Below are 16,876 nucleotides of genomic sequence, written 5' to 3'. Positions count from 1 at the left end.
CGCGGAACGATCTGCGCAGGTGGCAGGCTGAAGTAGAGAAAGCAATTGATGAAAGAATTGTTTCATGTATAAGCCAGATTGGCTATGGGCATATTTTAATTCGGAAACTTCCTGTCTTCCTGGCTTTAACGCATCATCTTATTACTCAGGTATTGTCGGCATAGTATTACGTACGTTCTGTCGAGTAGCCAACGAGAAAACGCCATATACTTTTCCCTTCTTATTACCCATGAGCCACTGATGCTTATTGGCAGCACGCAGAGGGGAATTTTTATGCAACTAACCGGCAATACGATTCTGATCACCGGGGGCGGTTCCGGTATTGGCCGCGGGTTGGCTGAGGCGCTCCATGCGGCGGGCAATGTGGTGATCATCGCCGGGCGGCGAAAAGAAACGCTGGATGATACCGTGGCCGCAAACCCGGGCATGCATGCGATCGTCCTTGATATTGATAGCCCGCAGTCGATTCTGGCCTGCGCCGCCGCGTTAACCCGAACATGGCCCAAATTAAACGTTGTTGTACATAACGCGGGGATCATGCGTGCGGAAGATTTGAAAAGCGGCGATATTGCGGTAGCGGAAGCCGAAATCACCACGAATCTTCTGGGGCCGATTCGTTTAACCGCCGCACTGATAGCTCATCTGCTGGCGCAACCCCATGCTGCCATCCTGACGGTTTCTTCCGGTTTAGCTTTTGTACCGATCGCGCCGACTCCAACCTACTGTGCAACGAAAGCGGCGATTCACTCCTGGACGCAGAGCCTGCGCTATCAACTACGCGATACTTCCATACAGGTGACCGAACTTGTTCCTCCACTGGTACAAACGAAGCTGATGGGTGATAAGCATGCCAGCAATCCTGCCGGAATACCGCTGGCGGCATTTATTGCGGAAACGATGAGTATCCTCAGTGCTCAGCCCGATATCGCGGAAGTGCTGGTTGAAAAAGTGAAGCCTCAGCGTTTTGCTGAACGTGGAGACTACGCCGCTTTTTATCAGGCATTCAACGATCGTATTGCGTCGCAGTAAGTGGCTATTGCATCTGGCGGCGTGTTATTCGCCTGCATTTGATGACGAGATCGTGTTTTTCCCCAGCTGCTGTTGGCGATGCTCGCGCGGAGAGCATCCCCACTCTTTTTTAAACGCCCGGCCAAACGCGCTATCGCTGTCATATCCGGCGGACAGCGATATCTGCGTGATCGAATCGCGGGAGTTTCTGAGGCGCTCTCCTGCGAGTAACATTCGCCATCGGGAGAGGTATTTCATCGGCGTGGTGCCGACCTTTTGTTTAAATTGTTTGGTAAAAACAGTCCGGGACATGCCAACCCGATTCGCCAGTTCCTGCAGGGTCCAAGGGAACGCGGGATCCTGGTGCATATAGCTAAGCGCGGCTTTGAGCTGCGGATCGGAAAGGGCAAACATCCAGCCAACGCGTTCACTCCCTTCCTGCTGAAGGAATACCCTTAGCGCCTGAACCAGCATGATTTGTACCAGCTGCTGCGCGATCAAATCACCACCCGGCTGGGGGACGCGCATCTCTTCGCGCAGGCATTCCATGGCATTACGCATGACCTTTTGCCCAATACCTTCGGTGATCGGTATCAGTGGAGGCAGGGAATGCAGCAGGATATCGGCATGAGCGCTGCTGAAGGTAAAACGTCCGCCAAGAATAAACGCCCCGTTCCGGGGCGCCTGCATTGTCAGCGCAGAGCCCGTCCTCTTGTCCGGCGGGATAAAAGGTTGCCGTGGGCTGTTGGGATTGGTCGCCAGATAGAAGGGGGCGCCGGAAGGCAGAAATACACAGTCACCCGATTTTAGAAAGACGGGCTGCTGGCTCCCGGCGATAGCAACCCAACAGTTTCCGTCAATAACAGCGCAGCATTTGATGCCAGGGTGGCGGCTGAATTCAAGCCCGTTTCCCGCCTGCAGGGGAAAACCGCCGGAGATATAAGCCTCCAGTTTGAGCAATGACAGAACTTCTGAAAGAGGATCCATATAATACCGTACGATCTGCACAGAATGACGTATTTATAGCAGAGACCGTACCGATGTTCATCTTTTATACTGCCATTAAGGGTGAAATCGTTAACCTGAAACCGCTTAGCAGGGGAAAATTATGAATATTTTTTTAACGGGAGCCACCGGTTTTATTGGGCTCGCGGTCACTGCAGAACTTATCCGGGCCGGCCATCGGGTGACGGGCCTAGCTCGTTCGGATAAAAGCGAACAACTTCTGGCCCGCATCGGAGCGGAAACTCACCGGGGGGCGTTGGAAAATCTTCAGAGCCTGCTTGAGGGGGCGCAAAGGGCCGATGCAGTGATTCATTGTGCTTATGATCACTCTTTTAGCTATCCTGAGGAGACGGCGAAAAAAGAAACCCTGGCCATCGAAGCGCTGGGAAGAGGGCTGCAGGGTTCCTCGCGCCCCCTGATCATTACCTCCGTTGCCGCCATGGGCTGCGCTGCGCCGGGTCAACTGGCTACCGAAGATTTTTATGACTCCGCGACGCGCAATCCGCGTAAGTCGACCGAACTGGCCGGGGCCCGCGTCGCGGATAGCGGCGTCAATGTTTCGGTTGTCCGCCTCCCGCAAGTTCATAATGAATGTAAACAAGGGTTCGTCACTGAACTGATCGCGTTTGCGCGCGAGAAAGGGGTATCCGCGTATGTGGCAGAGGGGACCAACCAATGGGCCGCGGCTCATCTTCTTGATGTCGCTGCGCTTTACAGGCTGGTGGTGGAACAATCGCAATCCGGGCTGCGTTATCATGCGGTAGCGGAAGAGGGCATTCCTCTTCGTGATATCGCGCAAGCGATTAGCGTGGGCCTGAGTGTCCCGCTGGTCAGCCTCTCGTCTGAAGCCGCTAATGACCATTTTGGCTGGCTGGCGATGTTCGCGCAGATGGATATGCGGGCATCAAGCGCGCAGACCCGGCAGCGCGTCGGCTGGCATCCCTCCCATTCAGGGCTGCTTGCGGATCTCGCGCGATATTTTTCGCTTTAACCTGCCAACCACCTGTTGCAGCAAAAAAAGCCGCTTAAGTTTCCTTGAGCGGCTTTGCTGGACGGCGAGTCTGATATCCGTATTGATCAAGGCAGACGTCATTCTCTTCCAGGAGTAGACGTACCATGAGGTGGCCTGCCCAGGGCGTTCATTGACCAGTCTCGCGTTGCTGGCATCATTTTTCAGGAAAGTCGGTACTAACAGTCAGTTCCTTCCACTTTTCAAAATCTTTCCGCATGGCATCAAGTTTGGCGAGTATGAGTTGATAGGCATCGGTGCCAAGTGGAAGCCGTAACGGTGGCTGAGCAGCTTCCGTCGCCTTGATAATAGCCGTCGCTCCGCGTGATGGATCGCCCGGCTGGGTTCCGGAGGAGGCACGCAATTGCTCCCGGCGCTTTCCTGTGATATTAACGTATTCCTCAATAATCGTACCGGATTCGATTATTGATCGACCGGCCCAGTCGGTCCGAAAACGTCCTGGTTCGACAATCGTTACATGGATACCCAGAGCGGCGACCTCCAGAGACAACGCTTCAGAGAATCCTTCCACAGCATACTTGGTTGCGTTGTAATAACCGACCGCCGGGAACGCCATCAGACCACCGATGGAAGAAAAGTTAATGATGTGACCACTATGACGCCTCCGCATGCCCGCAAGTACGTGCCGCGTCAGAGAGAATAATCCAAACACATTGGTTTCAAACTGACGCCGGATTTCAACATCTTCGCCTTCTTCAATCGCTGATACGTAGCCATAACCTGCATTATTGACCAGAATATCAATGCGGCCAAAATGTGCCTCTGCTTCTGCAACCGCTTTACGAATCATGTCCTCATTGGTGACATCCAGCGGCAGGATAAAAGCATTATCGGCATACGCTGCGAAACGGCTGTGAAGCGCTGCGATATTTCGAGCTGTGAGGACTGCTCGATCGCCTTTTGCGAGAACCTGGTGTGCCAGTTCATATCCAAATCCAGTCGAGCATCCTGTAATAAACCAAACCTTTCTTTCTGTCATATCGCTGACCTCTACTGATGATTAAAAGACGTTGGTCCTGATGGCATGCAACCCGCTTAGTTTCTTCTTTGGGTATTTTCTGCAAAAAGGGGGATCAATATATTTAACGGTGATAGAGCAAATTTTCGTGCTTTGGGGGTTTATCTACTACAACCATACTGCCGTTATTTTGCACGATCGTATCAATTTTCTTCTCATCACCACCTCTGGGGGGGCCTCATGAATGCATACGCCGGGGCGGGCTTTGAGGTTAAGGTGATTTTCACTGAAAAGGATTAAGCATCGCTCGCGGCAAGCAGACCGGATATGATGATTCAGAATACTATGTCAATATAGCCAGGCGGCTTCATTGGGGGCTATGGTCAAACATTGAGATACGGAATTATTTATGAACAGGGTTCTTCCGTCCTTGTGCGATATTGTTGAACGTCACTGCACGGATTCGCATCGGTTGACCGCTATTTCAGGCCTTACTTTGTTCAGGATAGAAAATGCGACACGTCCACAGCATCTTATTTATCATCCAAGAATTCTCGTTGTTGCTCAAGGAAGCAAGCGGGTCCAGCTTGGACGCAGCCCATTTTGGCTTAATCCGAAGAAAATTTTAGTGGTGACTGTGGATGTTCCTGTCGCAACACAAATTTACACGGCTACAAATGGCATGCCGCACCTTGCATTTACTCTCGATCTTGATCTATCTGTTCTTGCTGATGTGTTGCAAAAGGTTCCGGCTAAACCCATTAGCGCATGTTCCTTTCCGGGAATTGCGGCGACTACAACGACATTCAACTTGCTCGAACCATTCATGAGGCTGTTAAGACTTCTCGACCAGCCGAACGATATTGAGTTTGTCGCCCCGTTGATTGTAAAAGAGATTTATTTTCGCCTGATACAAAGTAACCTGGGCGATGTCCTCACTCAGTTCTCTCTTAACAGGCCTCATGTATTACAAATACGTAAGGTGACAAACTGGATTAAGTTGCACTATGCAAATCCGATGAGCATTGAGACGTTAGCTAATATGGCAAACATGAGCGTCAGTTCGTTTCACCGTCATTTTAAAAATATCACATTGATGTCCCCAATCCAGTACCGTACTCAGATCCGTCTCCAGGAGGCCCGCCGAATACTTCTGGCGGAGGGTGAAAGAGCGGGCGCAGTCGGGGTTAGGGTGGGCTATGAGAGCCAGTCGCAATTCACCCGGGATTACAAGCGGATGTTCGGTGCCCCACCGATGACGGATACCACACGGCTAATGACTAATCGAGATCTCGGCCAACTCTGCTAACCGGCGGAGCCATTACGCCGACCAGATTCAGTGCCGGGTTGATATTTTGAGCCAGCAGTTTACGGATGCCGTCGCGCTGTTGCCGAGCATCGGTCAGAGACACATCGGGATAAGCGCCTAAACTGAGGCGGGACTCTTTGCCATCGATACGATATTTGAGATACCAGAGACATGAACCGCCGGCGTTGACCAAAAGGTACAGACCATGAGAATCGGAAACTTTGAAGGGATTAGCGGATGATTTTAGATTTTTGAGTCGTTAAGAGACATTTGGGGGTCACTCCGTCATCGAACCAACTTGACCCCAAATCTGACCACCAAATTCTCCCGATGCGGAGGGAAAACTGAAAATGCATCGGGAAGATTTTTCACGCTAACTTGTTGAATCTAAATCGTATAATGATTCGCAAAGAGGCATGAAAACAAGAATTTGGCTCCCTGACTGGACCTGAATCCAGGCTCTAACCAATTGTTGAAAAAAGAGTTTCGTAAACAACAAAAAATGGTCAGGACTTAATTATGGACTTATTTTTATTTGGTAGCCAGTGTCCTGAGCTTCTTTAGCAGTCCAGCCAGGGGCTGCAAATTATTTCTTTTACATCCCGCATGATGAAACAGGGCTCTGTCTTGCGGACGGAGCCCATAAACTACAATCTTATAATGACGATTTCCCTGGTATATGGCTCATGTAAAGGTTTTACTTTACAAATAAAATGTAAAGGAATGCTAGACAGGCGTCAATGATAAAAATTGATTGTCTGGATTAGCGATGATAGGGAAGAGACTGAAAGAAGCCCGGAAAATGTGTGGCATGACACAGGAAAAGTTGGGTGTGATGATAGGCATAGAGGAAGCGACTGCCAGACAGCGCATTTCTCAATATGAACTGGGAACACATACGCCCAAATATTCACTTGCGTGCCAGATGGCGGAAATACTGGGCGTGCCCGAATGCTATTTCTACATAAAGAGTGATGAATTTGCTATGAAGGTCCTGAACTTGTACAGGGAAGAGTCAATCCCCAAAACCTGAGCCTGTTTAGCAAGAATTTTGTGCCAGAAAACATTTTGGGGGCATAAATGCTTACCTTTATAAGCGGTCTGAGCGCGCACGAATCTATCGATCGCCTGCCTTTGGGATTTCTCCTGCCCTGGTTCCAAAGATTCATGTTTTCTTGTGTATGAGTTAGTTGGGGGAACCGTTCCTGGCGTGTCTGGCTTCCATTTGCAGTATTTTCGGATTGCCTGCTTTAAGTGAATATGGCAGATTCAATCAATCAGAAATACTTAAGTGAAGGAAGCACCAGGATGTCTTCTCCCTCCTCTCAATGCTTGTTCAGCGAGGGCAGTGTGACACTGCCAACAGGATACTCAGACCGTACCGTAAACGTTTTCTCTCCTCGTGATGCACATGCATCCTCCATCAATGTTTCGCGTGATACTGCGCAAGAAAATGAGAGTCTTTCCGGCTATGTTGATAGGCAGTTAAAATTACTCGAACAGCACCTTAGTGGCTGGAAAACCACTGATCGTCAGCCTGTAGCGCTTGGTAAAGATGTGGTATCGGGCGAATGTATTTCTGCCAGTTATCTTCGAGATGGAAAGCGTATTTGGCAGCAACAGGCAGTATTCGTCTTGCAAAGGGGTTCTGTCCTGGTTTTTACACAGAGCCGCAGTGAAAAACTCAGTATTGAAGACAACGCGATCTTCCGGGATCTGCTTGGTAGTTTCAAACCGGCAGATTACAGGTAAGGAGCGGCTATGTACGAAGCGGCGCGTGTTGGTGACCCCATTGGTCACTCTCATGCCATGGCGGGCATGATTGCCGGCACTGTGGTGGGCGGCACGCTGGCTGCTCTTGGCGGTCTTGCATCCAGTGCTCTGTTCATGGTTGGTCTGGCCGCTTCCTGTATTGGGGTTGGTCTCGTGCTGGTTGCGCTCAGTGTCGCGGTTGGCGGCCTGACTGCAGCTGCAGCTACCTCAACGAGCGACAGTATGGCGGAGTCCGGTGCTGCAAGTGCGTCTTCAACCGGGAAGATCCTTTCCGGTTCGCCCAACGTCTTCATCAATGGCAAGCCTGCCGCGATCGCCACGATCAGCCTGGTGGAATGCTCTGACCACGGTCCCTCCATGCAAATGGCGCAGGGTTCGTCAACAGTGTTCATTAATGGCCATCCGGCAGCCCGGACCGGAGACAAGACGAACTGCGATGCCAGCGTGCTGGTTGGCTCAGGGAATGTTCGTATCGGCGGTGCGACGGTTACGACGATGGCTATCGCTCCTGAGGTACCGGAATGGGCTTACAAAGCGTCGGATCTGACGCTGTTGTTTGCCGGGTTGATCGGTTTGGGCGGTGGGGCCAAGGTTGGCAGGTTGGCCGCGTTGCTGGAGCGTCTGCCAGGTATCAACAAACTGGGGCGTATTATTTGTCGTGCGGGCCAGGTGATCCAGGCTGCCGCTGCCCTGGCGATCATGGATCGACCGATCGATGTGGTCAGTGGACAAAAGTTTCTTAATGGCGAGGATGAGCTTGATTTTGAACTGCCCTCGCGGTTACCGCTGCGCTGGCAGCGTTACTGGCGAAGCGGGAATCCTGGTGACAGCGTTCTGGGCCGGGGGTGGAGCCTGCCGCATGAGTCCTGGCTGGCGCCGTATCAGGACGGACTGGTGTGGCGCGCACCTTCGGGCGACTACATCAGCTTCCCGCAGGTTCCCATTGGCTATCGAACCTACTGCGAAGCTGAAACTCTGTGGTTGGAGCATCTGGACGACGACAGTTGGCTGGTATATGGCCCGGACGATGAGCGCTGGTGCTATCCGCCTCTGCAGGGTGATCGGTCGTCGCTGGTTTCCCGGGTCATTGACACGACCGGCAACGCCACCGACTTCCTGCGTGATGAGGCGGGCCTGCTGACCGAGGCTGTGGACTGTGCCGGCCAGCGTATTGTCTGTGGCTACCAACACACCGGCCGCGGCATCCGGCTGAGCCGCGTCAATCTGTACACGGATAACGGCCTGCAGATGCTGGTGCGCTATGACTTCGATGAAGAGGGGCAACTGATCGCGGTGCGCGGCCGGGACGGCAACGTAGTGCGAAGCTTCGGCTGGCGCGACGGGCTGATGGCCAGCCACCGGGATGCGGCCGGGCTGTTGAACGAATACCGCTGGCAGGAGATTGACGGCTTGCCGCGGGTGTCGGCCTACCTGGCGCCGGACGGGCGGCAGTACGCGCTGCTGTACGACGACCAGGCAGGCGACGACCGGGCCGGGCTGTGCGGTGTGATCCTGCCGGGCGGCGCGGTGCGCCGCACCCGCTGGGACCGGTTCAACCGGCTGACGGAAGAAACGGACCCGGAGGGGCGCCGCACCGGCTATCAGTGGTGGCGCAACAGTGATCGGATAACGGCGGTCATCGGGCCGGACGGCGCCACCACCCGCAACGACTATGACGAACAGCGACGGGTCATTGCACAGACCGGTCCGGCCGGCGACGTGACCCGTTACCTCTACCCGGATGAACAGGAGAGCCTGCCGGAAGTCATTGTCGATGCGCAGGGCGGAGAGGTGCGCCTGGAGTGGAACCGTCAGGGCCTGGTGACTCGCTACACCGACTGCTCCGGCAGCGTCACGGCCTACGAATATGACTATCTGGGACAACTGCGTAAACAGACCGATGCGGAAGGGCTGGTCACCCGATATGACTGGCATCCAATGGCCGACCGGCGCGCATCGTTCGCGCCGACGGCAGCGAGGAGACCTTCGCCTGGCAGGCAGATCGGCTGGCGGCGTGGGAGGATCCGGCGGGTGGCATCATCCGCTGGCAGTACAACGCGCTTGGCCTGCCGGTCCGCGTCACCGATCGCATCGGGCGCGAATTGCGCTATGACTACGACCCGCGCGGCCGCCTGACCAGGCTCGATAATGGCAACGGCGGCGCATACCGCTTCGAGTACGACCCGGAAGGCAGGCTGGAGCGAGAAATCCGACCGGATGAGACGCAATACCGGCTGGAGCGGGACGAACGGGGCTTCCCCGCCCGGCGCTCCGAGGCCGGCAGGCCCGATGCTGAAGGCGGCCTGCCGCTGCGGGTGAAACAGTATCAGTTCGACGATGGCGGCCTGCTGATGGGCTATGCCACCGAACAGGCGCACTGGCATTACCGACGCGACCGCGCCGGCCGAGTGACCGAGCTGACGCGCACGCCCACGGAGGCCGGCATCGCGCTGGGCATCGAACCGGACACCGTGCAGCTCCGCTACGACGCCGCCGGGCGGCGGGTGGCCGAACAAGGGCTGCACGGCGAGCTGCTGGCCGAGTTTGATGGGTTGGACAACCTGACGGCGCTGACCACGCCGCAGGGCGACCGCCTGCAATGGCTGTACTACGGCTCCGGGCATGCCAGCGCGGTGAAGTTCAACAAGCAGCTGGTGAGCGCATTCACCCGCGACCGTCTGCACCGGGAGACCGCCCGCAGCCAGGGCAGCCTGACCCAGCAGCGCGGCTATGATGCGCTCGGCCGCAGAGCCTGGCAGAGCAGCGGGGCGCTGAGCGACGACGGTCGGATAACCCGGCCGGAAGAGGGACTGCTGTGGCGGGTGTTCCGCTACACCGCCCGCGACGAACTGGCCGGGGTGAACGACGCGCTGCGCGGAGACGTACAGTACGGCTACGATGCGCAGGGAAGGTTGCTGAGCCAGTCCGAGCCTCGTCAGGGCCTGCATCAGCGCTTGCGCTACGATGAGGCGGACAACCTGTTGGACGACTCGCATGCACATCCGGTGAGCGACAACCGCCTGACGCAGTGGCAGCGACTGTTCAACCGCTATGATGCCTGGGGCAATCTGGTCACGCGCCGCAGCGGCGCGGACGAACAGCACTACACCTATGACGCGGACAACCGCCTAATCCGCGCGCGCGGCACTGGCCCCGAAGGGGAGTTCGAGGCGCACTATCAATACGATGCCGCCGGCCGGCGCATCCGAAAACGGGTGATCACCGGGCAGGGGACGCAGCGGCGCACGCGCGAGACGCGTTTTATCTGGCATGGGTTGCGGTTGCTACAGACATTGCATGACGACGGCATGCGCCGGACGTACACTTATGATCCGACGGAGCCGTATACCCCGCTGGCACGCATCGATCAGGCCGGGGATGCGCCGCACGGTCAACTGTACTGGTACGGCACCGACCTGAACGGTGCGCCGCTGGAGGTGACGGACGAAGAGGGCGCGGTGCGCTGGAGCGGCGTGTACGGTGAATTCGGCCGGGTACGTCGTCAGACGGTGGACAGCCATACGCTGCGCGCCGGCAAGCCGATCACCGACCAGCCGCTGCGCTATGCGGGACAGTACGCAGACAGCGAAACGGGGCTGCACTTTAACCTGTTCCGCTACTACGATCCTGAATGCGGACGGTTTACGACGCAGGACCCGATAGGGCTGGCGGGCGGGGTGAATCTTTATCGATATGCTCCAAATCCACTTACGTGGATAGATCCGCTGGGATTGGCCAAAGCACCATGCGGCGGCAGCCCGAAAGATGCTCAGAAGAAAGTGAACAGAGGGCAGGGACCGAAAGATATCAAGCGTATAGATGAGCCCGAAGAAAGCGTGCCTGGTAGTCAATGGCATGCTCATCAGACGAAACCAGAAAAAGGAAAGAATCCCGCTTTGAATCAGGATGGTTCAACGCATGACGGAGCTCCATCTTTTTCCAAGAAGACATTAAAATGGTTGAAAGATCATGGGTGGAACGTGGATGACTGGCTATGAAGAGTTTTGATAGAGAAATGAAGCGCCTTCTGCATAAGGAAGGGCTGGATAATGCAGATGTTTACTATGCAGATTACGACACTTTTGAAGAGGTGCCGTTATTTTCGAGATGGAACCAGATTTCATTCCTTTCGTCGCTGTCATTTGATGAAAAAAACAAGTTGTTTATCAGGGAGGGTGCGAAATTGGTCTCTTATTATCATGAGAAATCAAATGAGTACCTGGATAGGGATGAGCAGAAAGACTATTTCATCTGTATGAGTTTGACTGGATGGGATGATTGTGAAGAGATAAATTGTTTGACGCCAAATATAGTTTTGTCTCGCCGCAAAGGCTGGTTGCTTACTCATTTAAAGCTGAAGAAAACTGGGTCGGATGAAGAGCGTCTGGTAAAGGAGTACTTGTCTTCCCTGGCTCTAATCGATTTCGACGTGTTTGTTCCTGAGGGTGGTAAGGCAAATAAGAGGGTTTACGTGTTGAAGAACTCAATCATCGATAATTAATTTCCCCAGGAGCATTTGAACCGGATGTTCAGCGCACGCCGCTCGATGGAAACAAAAACTGGACAGGTAACGCGCCTGGTGTGCTCTTCCGTTTTCATCCAGGCGACGATGCGGCTGACATTATTTGTATTAGCTCAGACTTGACCTGACACAACTACGACACAGGGCCAAACCTAATCTGACAGGCGGCTCTGTGCCAAAGCGGACGTTCAACTGTTCACTTTTTGGCATTATTCTGCGTGCTCTTGGACGTCTTAGGAATTCTGTCATGACGTGCATATAGCTATCCACGATGTTTGATCTTACCCAGTAATAGTGGACACGCAATTAAGTGAGTAAACTCTCAACCAGAGGTGACTCATGACAAAACCGACATCAACCAGCAAGAAGCCCCGTAAACAACACACGCCTGAATTCCGCGATGAAGCCCTGAAACTGGCTGAGCGCATCGGCGTCGCTGCTGCTGCCCTCCAGCTCAGTCTTTATGAATCGCAGCTCTATACCTGGCGCAGTAAGCAACAACAACAAATGACCTCTTCAGAACGTGAAAGTGAACTGGCCGCAGAAAATGCCCGGTTAAAGCGGCAACTGGCAGAACGGGATGAGGAGCTGGCCATTCTCCAAAAGGCCGCGACATACTTCGCGAAGCGCCTGAAATGAAGTATGTCTTTATCGAAAAATATCAGGCTGAGTTCAGCATCAAGGCCATGTGCCGGGTTCTGCGTGTCGCCCGCAGCGGCTGGTATGCCTGGCGTCTGCGCCGTTATCAGGTCAGCCCGCGTCAGCAGTTCCGCCTTAATTGCGATAATGCTGTTCGCAAGGCATTCAGTGCAGCAAAACAACGGTATGGTGCGCCGCGTCTTGCAGCCGAACTGCCGGAATACAACGTGAAAACCATCGCCTCCAGCCTGCATCGTCAGGGGCTGAGGGCAAAAGCCAGCCGGAAGTTCAGTCCGGTCAGCTACCGTGCGCACGGCCTGCCAGTATCGGAAAACCTGCTGAAGCAGGACTTTATCGCCAGCGGCCCGAACCAGAAGTGGGCGGGTGACATCACGTACTGTGTGCCCGGAGTTCAGGGCGAGCATGGACGCTCAAATGAACCACGAGTCTGTCTGGAATATTGAACCGGTAACTCATGACGAGAAACCCGACAATCCCACCGGGTGTGACGGTGGAGAACCTGAGCGGCAGTGACCTGCGGCATGCCTGCAGGGTGATGTAACCCGCTGACAACGGGGATTGAGGCGAGATCACTAAGCCAAGATGATCCTCAAGGTTGAGTACTGAAAGGCTGAAGAACATGAATCCGTTAATCCGCCTCTGTGGGTTGAAAATGTCACCACGGCCTACGTGATCTGACAGGTCGTGCAGAAGGAACCGGCAGTGATAGGTAAGCACCGCCGGTCAAAGGTGCTTTGACAAGTATGCGAAACACCGGGACAGCAGCGCCCATCACGCTCGCGTTGCTGACTTCTGCCAACTTGCGGCAAGCAAGGATAAAGAGTGCGACGGGCAGCCTCCTCAGCATGCCTGAGTCCAGACAAGTGAACCGGGGAAGGTCAGTTGCGAATGCTAAGGGGGCATGGCCCCGATGTTGCACTGGCTGGCGGAGCTTCCATAGTAGTCCGCGATGGGGAAAGCCCATTACATGGCGAAGGGAAGCAGTTTGAATGTGTTTGCGACGTAAATTAACTGACCTAATGAGGTGAAGACCTTTGATAATCAGCGAAATGCAACGCAAGCTTGCCACATGGGCAGCAACCGATCCGTCCCGACGGATTGAGCGGCTGCTACGTCTGATAACACAACCAGAATGGCTGGCTGAAGCCGCGCGGATCACGCTTTCATCAAAGGGGGCGCATACCCCCGGCGTTGATGGTGTGAATAAAGTAAAGTTACAGGCCAGACTACCTGCTGAGCTGCAACGACTCAGGGAGGAACTTCTCTCGGGTCATTACCAGCCCCTGCCAGCCAGACGGGTTTACATCCCTAAAAGCAACGGCAAACTGCGGCCACTGGGTATCCCCACGTTGCGGGATCGTATTGTTCAGCGGGCCATGCTGATGGCCATGGAGCCGATCTGGGAGAGTGATTTTCATACACTCTCATATGGCTTCCGACCTGAACGCAGCGTCCACCATGCGATCCGCACGGTGAAATTACAACTCACGGACTGCGGGGAAACGCGGGGCCGCTGGGTGATTGAGGGTGACCTGTCCAGCTACTTCGACACTGTGCATCATCGACTGCTGGTGAAAGCCGTGCGTCGCAGGATCAGTGACGCACGTTTCATGGCTCTGCTGTGGAGAATCATCAAAACGGGACATATCGATGTCGGTCTCTTTCGGGCGGCCAGTGAAGGCGTTCCACAGGGAGGCGTAATATCGCCGCTGCTGTCGAATATCATGCTGAATGAGTTCGATCAGTACCTGCATAAAGGGTACCTGAGTGGGAAAGCCCGAAAGAATCGCCGGTACTGGAATAACAGTATCCAGCGAGGCCGAAGCACTGCGGTTAGGGAAAACCGGCAATGGAAACCTGCAGTTGCCTATTGTCGCTATGCTGATGACTTCGTGCTCATCGTCAAAGGCACCAAGGCGCAGGCAGAAACCATCAGGGAAGAATGTCGGCGCGTGCTCGAAGAGAGTCTGAAACTGAGGCTGAACATGGACAAGACCCGGATCACCCATGTTAATGATGGCTTTATCTTTCTGGGGCATCGTATCATCCGCAAACGCAGTCGTTACGGCGATATGCGGGTGGTCTCGACGATCCCCAAGGAGAAAGCCAGAAACTTCGCAGCATCGCTGACAGCACTGTTATCAGGCAACTACAGTGAAAGCAAAGTTGATATGGCCGAGATGCTCAACCGGAAACTGAAGGGCTGGGCAGCGTTCTACCAGTTCGCTGATTTTAAGGCCAAAGTCTTCGGTTATATTGACCGTATCGTGTTCTGGAAGCTGGCTCACTGGCTGGCCCGTAAATACCGCTGCGGTATCAAACGCCTGATGAGGAGGTGGTGTAAATCACCGAAACCGGGTCAGAGCAAAACGTGGGTTTTATTTGGTAAAACTAACCACGGTAAACTCAATGGTGAAATACTGTACCGGTTGGTGGGTCAAGGCAAGAAGGTGTTCCGCTGGCGACTGCCTGAAGGTAATCCCTATCTGAGGACGGAAGCCAGAAATACATACACATCGCGTTTTACTGAAGTGGCAATGGCGTTCGCCAGCGTTTAAACGGAGAGCCGGATGCGCTGAAAGGTGCACGTCCGGTTCGGAGAGGAGAGGCAGGGAAATAGTCCGACTACGCCCTGTCTCTTACTCTACTACGAACAGATGAAGGCTGGCTTTACCTTGCGGTCGTTATCGACCTGTGGTCCCGGTCAGTTATCGGTTGGTCGATGTCCTCGCGGATGACGGCACAGCTGGTTTGCGATGCGTTACAGATGGCGCTGTGGCGTCGGAAGCGGCCGGAACAGGTTATTGTTCATACAGACAGAGGTGGTCAGTACTGTTCAGCGGATTACCAGACTTTACTGAAACGGCATAATCTGCGTGGCAGTATGAGTGCAAAAGGTTGCTGTTATGATAATGCCTGTGCAGAAAGCTTCTTTCACTCACTGAAGGTGGAATGCATCCACGGTGAACACTTCGCCAGCCGTGAAATAATGCGAAGCACGGTGTTTAATTATATAGAGTGTGATTACAATCGCTGGCGCCGTCACAGTGCCTGCGGCGGTCTCAGCCCGGAACAATTTGAAAACCAGAATCTCGCTTAGGGCGGTGTCCACATTACGTGGGTAGGATCAGATTACCATTGGCGCTGCTGCCGGAAGCGGCAACGATGAATGATTTTCTGTGGCGTGTAGCGGGTTGCGGGATTGGTTACGGACTATTCCTGCCACCGAACAATAAAGAAATGTTTTCGAATGTCTCTGCGAACCGAACGGTGACCGCCTCGGGGGTATTGTCGACCGCCAGGACAGCAGGACAATCCATTGGTGCGGCGTTGGTTGCGATGGTTATTGCACTGTTAAACAGATTAACGGACGACACCGATGCACAGTTTGTCGTTTACGTTTTTGGGCTTGCCTGCTTTATATCAGCGCTATCGTCACTCTCAAGTATGCTACGCCTGCATCGATAATATACTGGAACGATTATAATGATTAATGCCAGCAGCTTATTAATACTGTCTTGCTGCTGGCATTTATCGATCCTCATTTAATGAAAACTACGGAAAGGAGGCAAAATACCTCTGACATTCTGGAAGCTACTTTACTAATATGGCTCTTATTAGTGTGAATGATTTATCTATTAACTGGCTAATAAATAAAATGTCTGTTATCCATCCTGTTCATCGTTTTCATTCCTGCTCACATGACCTTTTATGGACAAGATGTAAGGCGACACGAATAACACTCTGCATCTGTCAAGATAATCTGACCACCATTGCATCATGACCCTTCGGGCATCAAGGTGCTCAGCTTTATGGGTATAAGCTGCCCGTACAGTGTGACGTTCTTGGTGACTCATCTGACGTTCAACCACATCCTGTGTCCATAAACCGGATTCCATCAGTGCGCTGCATGCCATTGTGCGGAAGCCGTGGCCACAGATATCCTGTTTCGTGTCGTATCCCATCAGGCGCAATGCCTTGTTGACCGTGTTTTCGCACATCGGCTTATACGGGTTATGGTCGCCGGGGAAAACAAGTTCACCTTCACCGGAAATATCCTTAATCCGTTTCAGAATGGCGATGGCCTGTTCTGAGAGGGGCACGATATGAGCAGTGCGCATTTTGGCACCGCGCCCGGAATAACGCACGCCTGCAATGGCCTCGCGTGTTGCGGGTATCGTCCAGACCCGGTTTCTGAAATCAATCTCTGACCAGCGGGCAAAGCGCAGCTCACTGGAACGAATGAACAGATGCAGCGTCAGCAGGACGGCAAGCCGGGTCAGTTCACGCCCCTGGTGATAACCGTCAATCCGTTCAAGCAGTTCAGGCAGCCGCTCCAGTGGCAGGGCGGGATAATGGCGTCTGACAGGCGGCGTCGTCACATCCTCAAGGCTGGCCGCCGGGTTGGTGTCGATTAATCCCTGATGGACGGCATAACGCATGATGTTGCTGAGGTGCTGCCGCGTGCGGGACGCAACTTCCAGTGAAGTGGTCAACTAAAACTGGCCACCGCTTTAGAGTTTTTCCAGTATCGGTTTTCCGATTCGTTTGGTGGTAACCCACCGTTATATTCGTGTGGCCTGAGTGCACTGTAATACCCAACGATATAGT

At 53.8% G+C, this 16,876-nt stretch carries 10 protein-coding genes and 5 pseudogenes; 11 read left to right on the top strand and 4 right to left on the bottom strand.

Translation table 11 applies throughout. From position 1 onward, the window contains the following. The first annotated feature begins 240 nt into the window (after positions 1–240). Entirely contained in the window at positions 241–1,029 is a 789-nt protein-coding gene (locus AC559G_RS14480; RefSeq protein ID WP_498912982.1) for an SDR family oxidoreductase, read from the top strand. Between the two features lie 24 nt (positions 1,030–1,053). On the opposite strand, the gene AC559G_RS14475 is transcribed toward AC559G_RS14480, so the two are convergent. After that, complete coding sequence (locus AC559G_RS14475) at positions 1,054–1,995, bottom strand: AraC family transcriptional regulator (protein WP_498912981.1); 942 nt, start codon at positions 1,993–1,995, stop codon at positions 1,054–1,056. 121 nt (positions 1,996–2,116) lie between these two features. Here AC559G_RS14475 and AC559G_RS14470 point away from each other — a divergent pair, with 121 nt between their 5' ends. After that, positions 2,117–3,004 (top strand): SDR family oxidoreductase, encoded by an 888-nt coding sequence (locus tag AC559G_RS14470; RefSeq protein WP_498912980.1) that lies wholly within the window; start codon positions 2,117–2,119, stop codon positions 3,002–3,004. 175 nt (positions 3,005–3,179) lie between these two features. Here the strand turns inward: AC559G_RS14470 and AC559G_RS14465 are convergent, their stop codons facing one another. Next, complete coding sequence (locus AC559G_RS14465; RefSeq protein ID WP_498912979.1) at positions 3,180–4,022, bottom strand: oxidoreductase; 843 nt, start codon at positions 4,020–4,022, stop codon at positions 3,180–3,182. Between the two features lie 388 nt (positions 4,023–4,410). On the opposite strand from AC559G_RS14465, the gene AC559G_RS14460 reads away from it, so the two are divergent. Then, positions 4,411–5,310 (top strand): AraC family transcriptional regulator N-terminal domain-containing protein, encoded by a 900-nt coding sequence (locus tag AC559G_RS14460; RefSeq protein ID WP_498912978.1) that lies wholly within the window; start codon positions 4,411–4,413, stop codon positions 5,308–5,310. A gap of 31 nt (positions 5,311–5,341) precedes the next feature. Here AC559G_RS14460 and AC559G_RS14455 read toward each other — a convergent pair. Then, positions 5,342–5,569 (bottom strand): annotated as a pseudogene (locus AC559G_RS14455) (Arm DNA-binding domain-containing protein); the annotation flags it as partial. 510 nt (positions 5,570–6,079) lie between these two features. On the opposite strand from AC559G_RS14455, the gene AC559G_RS14450 reads away from it, so the two are divergent. From AC559G_RS14450 to AC559G_RS14415, 8 genes and pseudogenes are all read left to right on the top strand, one after another. Further along, positions 6,080–6,343, top strand: coding sequence for a helix-turn-helix transcriptional regulator (locus tag AC559G_RS14450; protein WP_498913213.1), 264 nt, complete (start codon positions 6,080–6,082; stop codon positions 6,341–6,343). Between the two features lie 275 nt (positions 6,344–6,618). Beyond that, on the top strand, positions 6,619–7,062 hold the full coding sequence (locus tag AC559G_RS14445; protein ID WP_498912977.1) for a DcrB-related protein: 444 nt from the start codon (positions 6,619–6,621) through the stop codon (positions 7,060–7,062). Positions 7,063–7,071: 9 nt separating this feature from the next. Then, positions 7,072–10,859 (top strand): annotated as a pseudogene (locus tag AC559G_RS14440) (RHS repeat-associated core domain-containing protein); the annotation flags it as partial. Between the two features lie 218 nt (positions 10,860–11,077). Next, on the top strand, positions 11,078–11,584 hold the full coding sequence (locus AC559G_RS14435; protein WP_498912976.1) for an Imm15 family immunity protein: 507 nt from the start codon (positions 11,078–11,080) through the stop codon (positions 11,582–11,584). 360 nt (positions 11,585–11,944) lie between these two features. Beyond that, positions 11,945–12,642 (top strand): annotated as a pseudogene (locus AC559G_RS14430) (transposase); the annotation flags it as partial. Between the two features lie 672 nt (positions 12,643–13,314). Further along, positions 13,315–14,823 carry a group II intron reverse transcriptase/maturase gene (gene ltrA / locus AC559G_RS14425; RefSeq protein ID WP_498913212.1) on the top strand — a complete coding sequence of 503 codons (1,509 nt, stop codon included), beginning with the start codon at positions 13,315–13,317 and terminating at the stop codon, positions 14,821–14,823. Positions 14,824–14,903: 80 nt separating this feature from the next. Further along, positions 14,904–15,365 (top strand): annotated as a pseudogene (locus AC559G_RS14420) (IS3 family transposase); the annotation flags it as partial. 38 nt (positions 15,366–15,403) lie between these two features. Next, positions 15,404–15,733 carry a hypothetical protein gene (locus AC559G_RS14415; protein ID WP_498912975.1) on the top strand — a complete coding sequence of 110 codons (330 nt, stop codon included), beginning with the start codon at positions 15,404–15,406 and terminating at the stop codon, positions 15,731–15,733. 197 nt (positions 15,734–15,930) lie between these two features. Here the strand turns inward: AC559G_RS14415 and AC559G_RS14410 are convergent. Then, positions 15,931–16,749 (bottom strand): annotated as a pseudogene (locus AC559G_RS14410) (tyrosine-type recombinase/integrase); the annotation flags it as partial. Positions 16,750–16,876: the final 127 nt, after the last annotated feature.

This window comes from Gibbsiella greigii, assembly GCF_039540155.1.
GTDB classification, from domain to species: Bacteria; Pseudomonadota; Gammaproteobacteria; order Enterobacterales; family Enterobacteriaceae; genus Gibbsiella; species Gibbsiella quercinecans.
This window is presented reverse-complemented; position numbering and strand designations above follow the sequence as displayed.

Bases quoted from the DNA above. Each gene is read 5' to 3' on its own strand.
- AC559G_RS14480 (WP_498912982.1), top strand. From the start codon at position 241: ATGCTTATTGGCAGCACGCAGAGGGGAATTTTTATGCAACTAACCGGC.
- AC559G_RS14445 (WP_498912977.1), top strand. From the start codon at position 6,619: ATGTCTTCTCCCTCCTCTCAATGCTTGTTCAGCGAGGGCAGTGTGACA.
- AC559G_RS14465 (WP_498912979.1), bottom strand. From the start codon at position 4,022: ATGACAGAAAGAAAGGTTTGGTTTATTACAGGATGCTCGACTGGATTT.
- AC559G_RS14470 (WP_498912980.1), top strand. From the start codon at position 2,117: ATGAATATTTTTTTAACGGGAGCCACCGGTTTTATTGGGCTCGCGGTC.
- AC559G_RS14450 (WP_498913213.1), top strand. From the start codon at position 6,080: ATGATAGGGAAGAGACTGAAAGAAGCCCGGAAAATGTGTGGCATGACA.
- AC559G_RS14435 (WP_498912976.1), top strand. From the start codon at position 11,078: ATGAAGAGTTTTGATAGAGAAATGAAGCGCCTTCTGCATAAGGAAGGG.
- ltrA (WP_498913212.1), top strand. From the start codon at position 13,315: ATGCAACGCAAGCTTGCCACATGGGCAGCAACCGATCCGTCCCGACGG.
- AC559G_RS14475 (WP_498912981.1), bottom strand. From the start codon at position 1,995: ATGGATCCTCTTTCAGAAGTTCTGTCATTGCTCAAACTGGAGGCTTAT.
- AC559G_RS14460 (WP_498912978.1), top strand. From the start codon at position 4,411: ATGAACAGGGTTCTTCCGTCCTTGTGCGATATTGTTGAACGTCACTGC.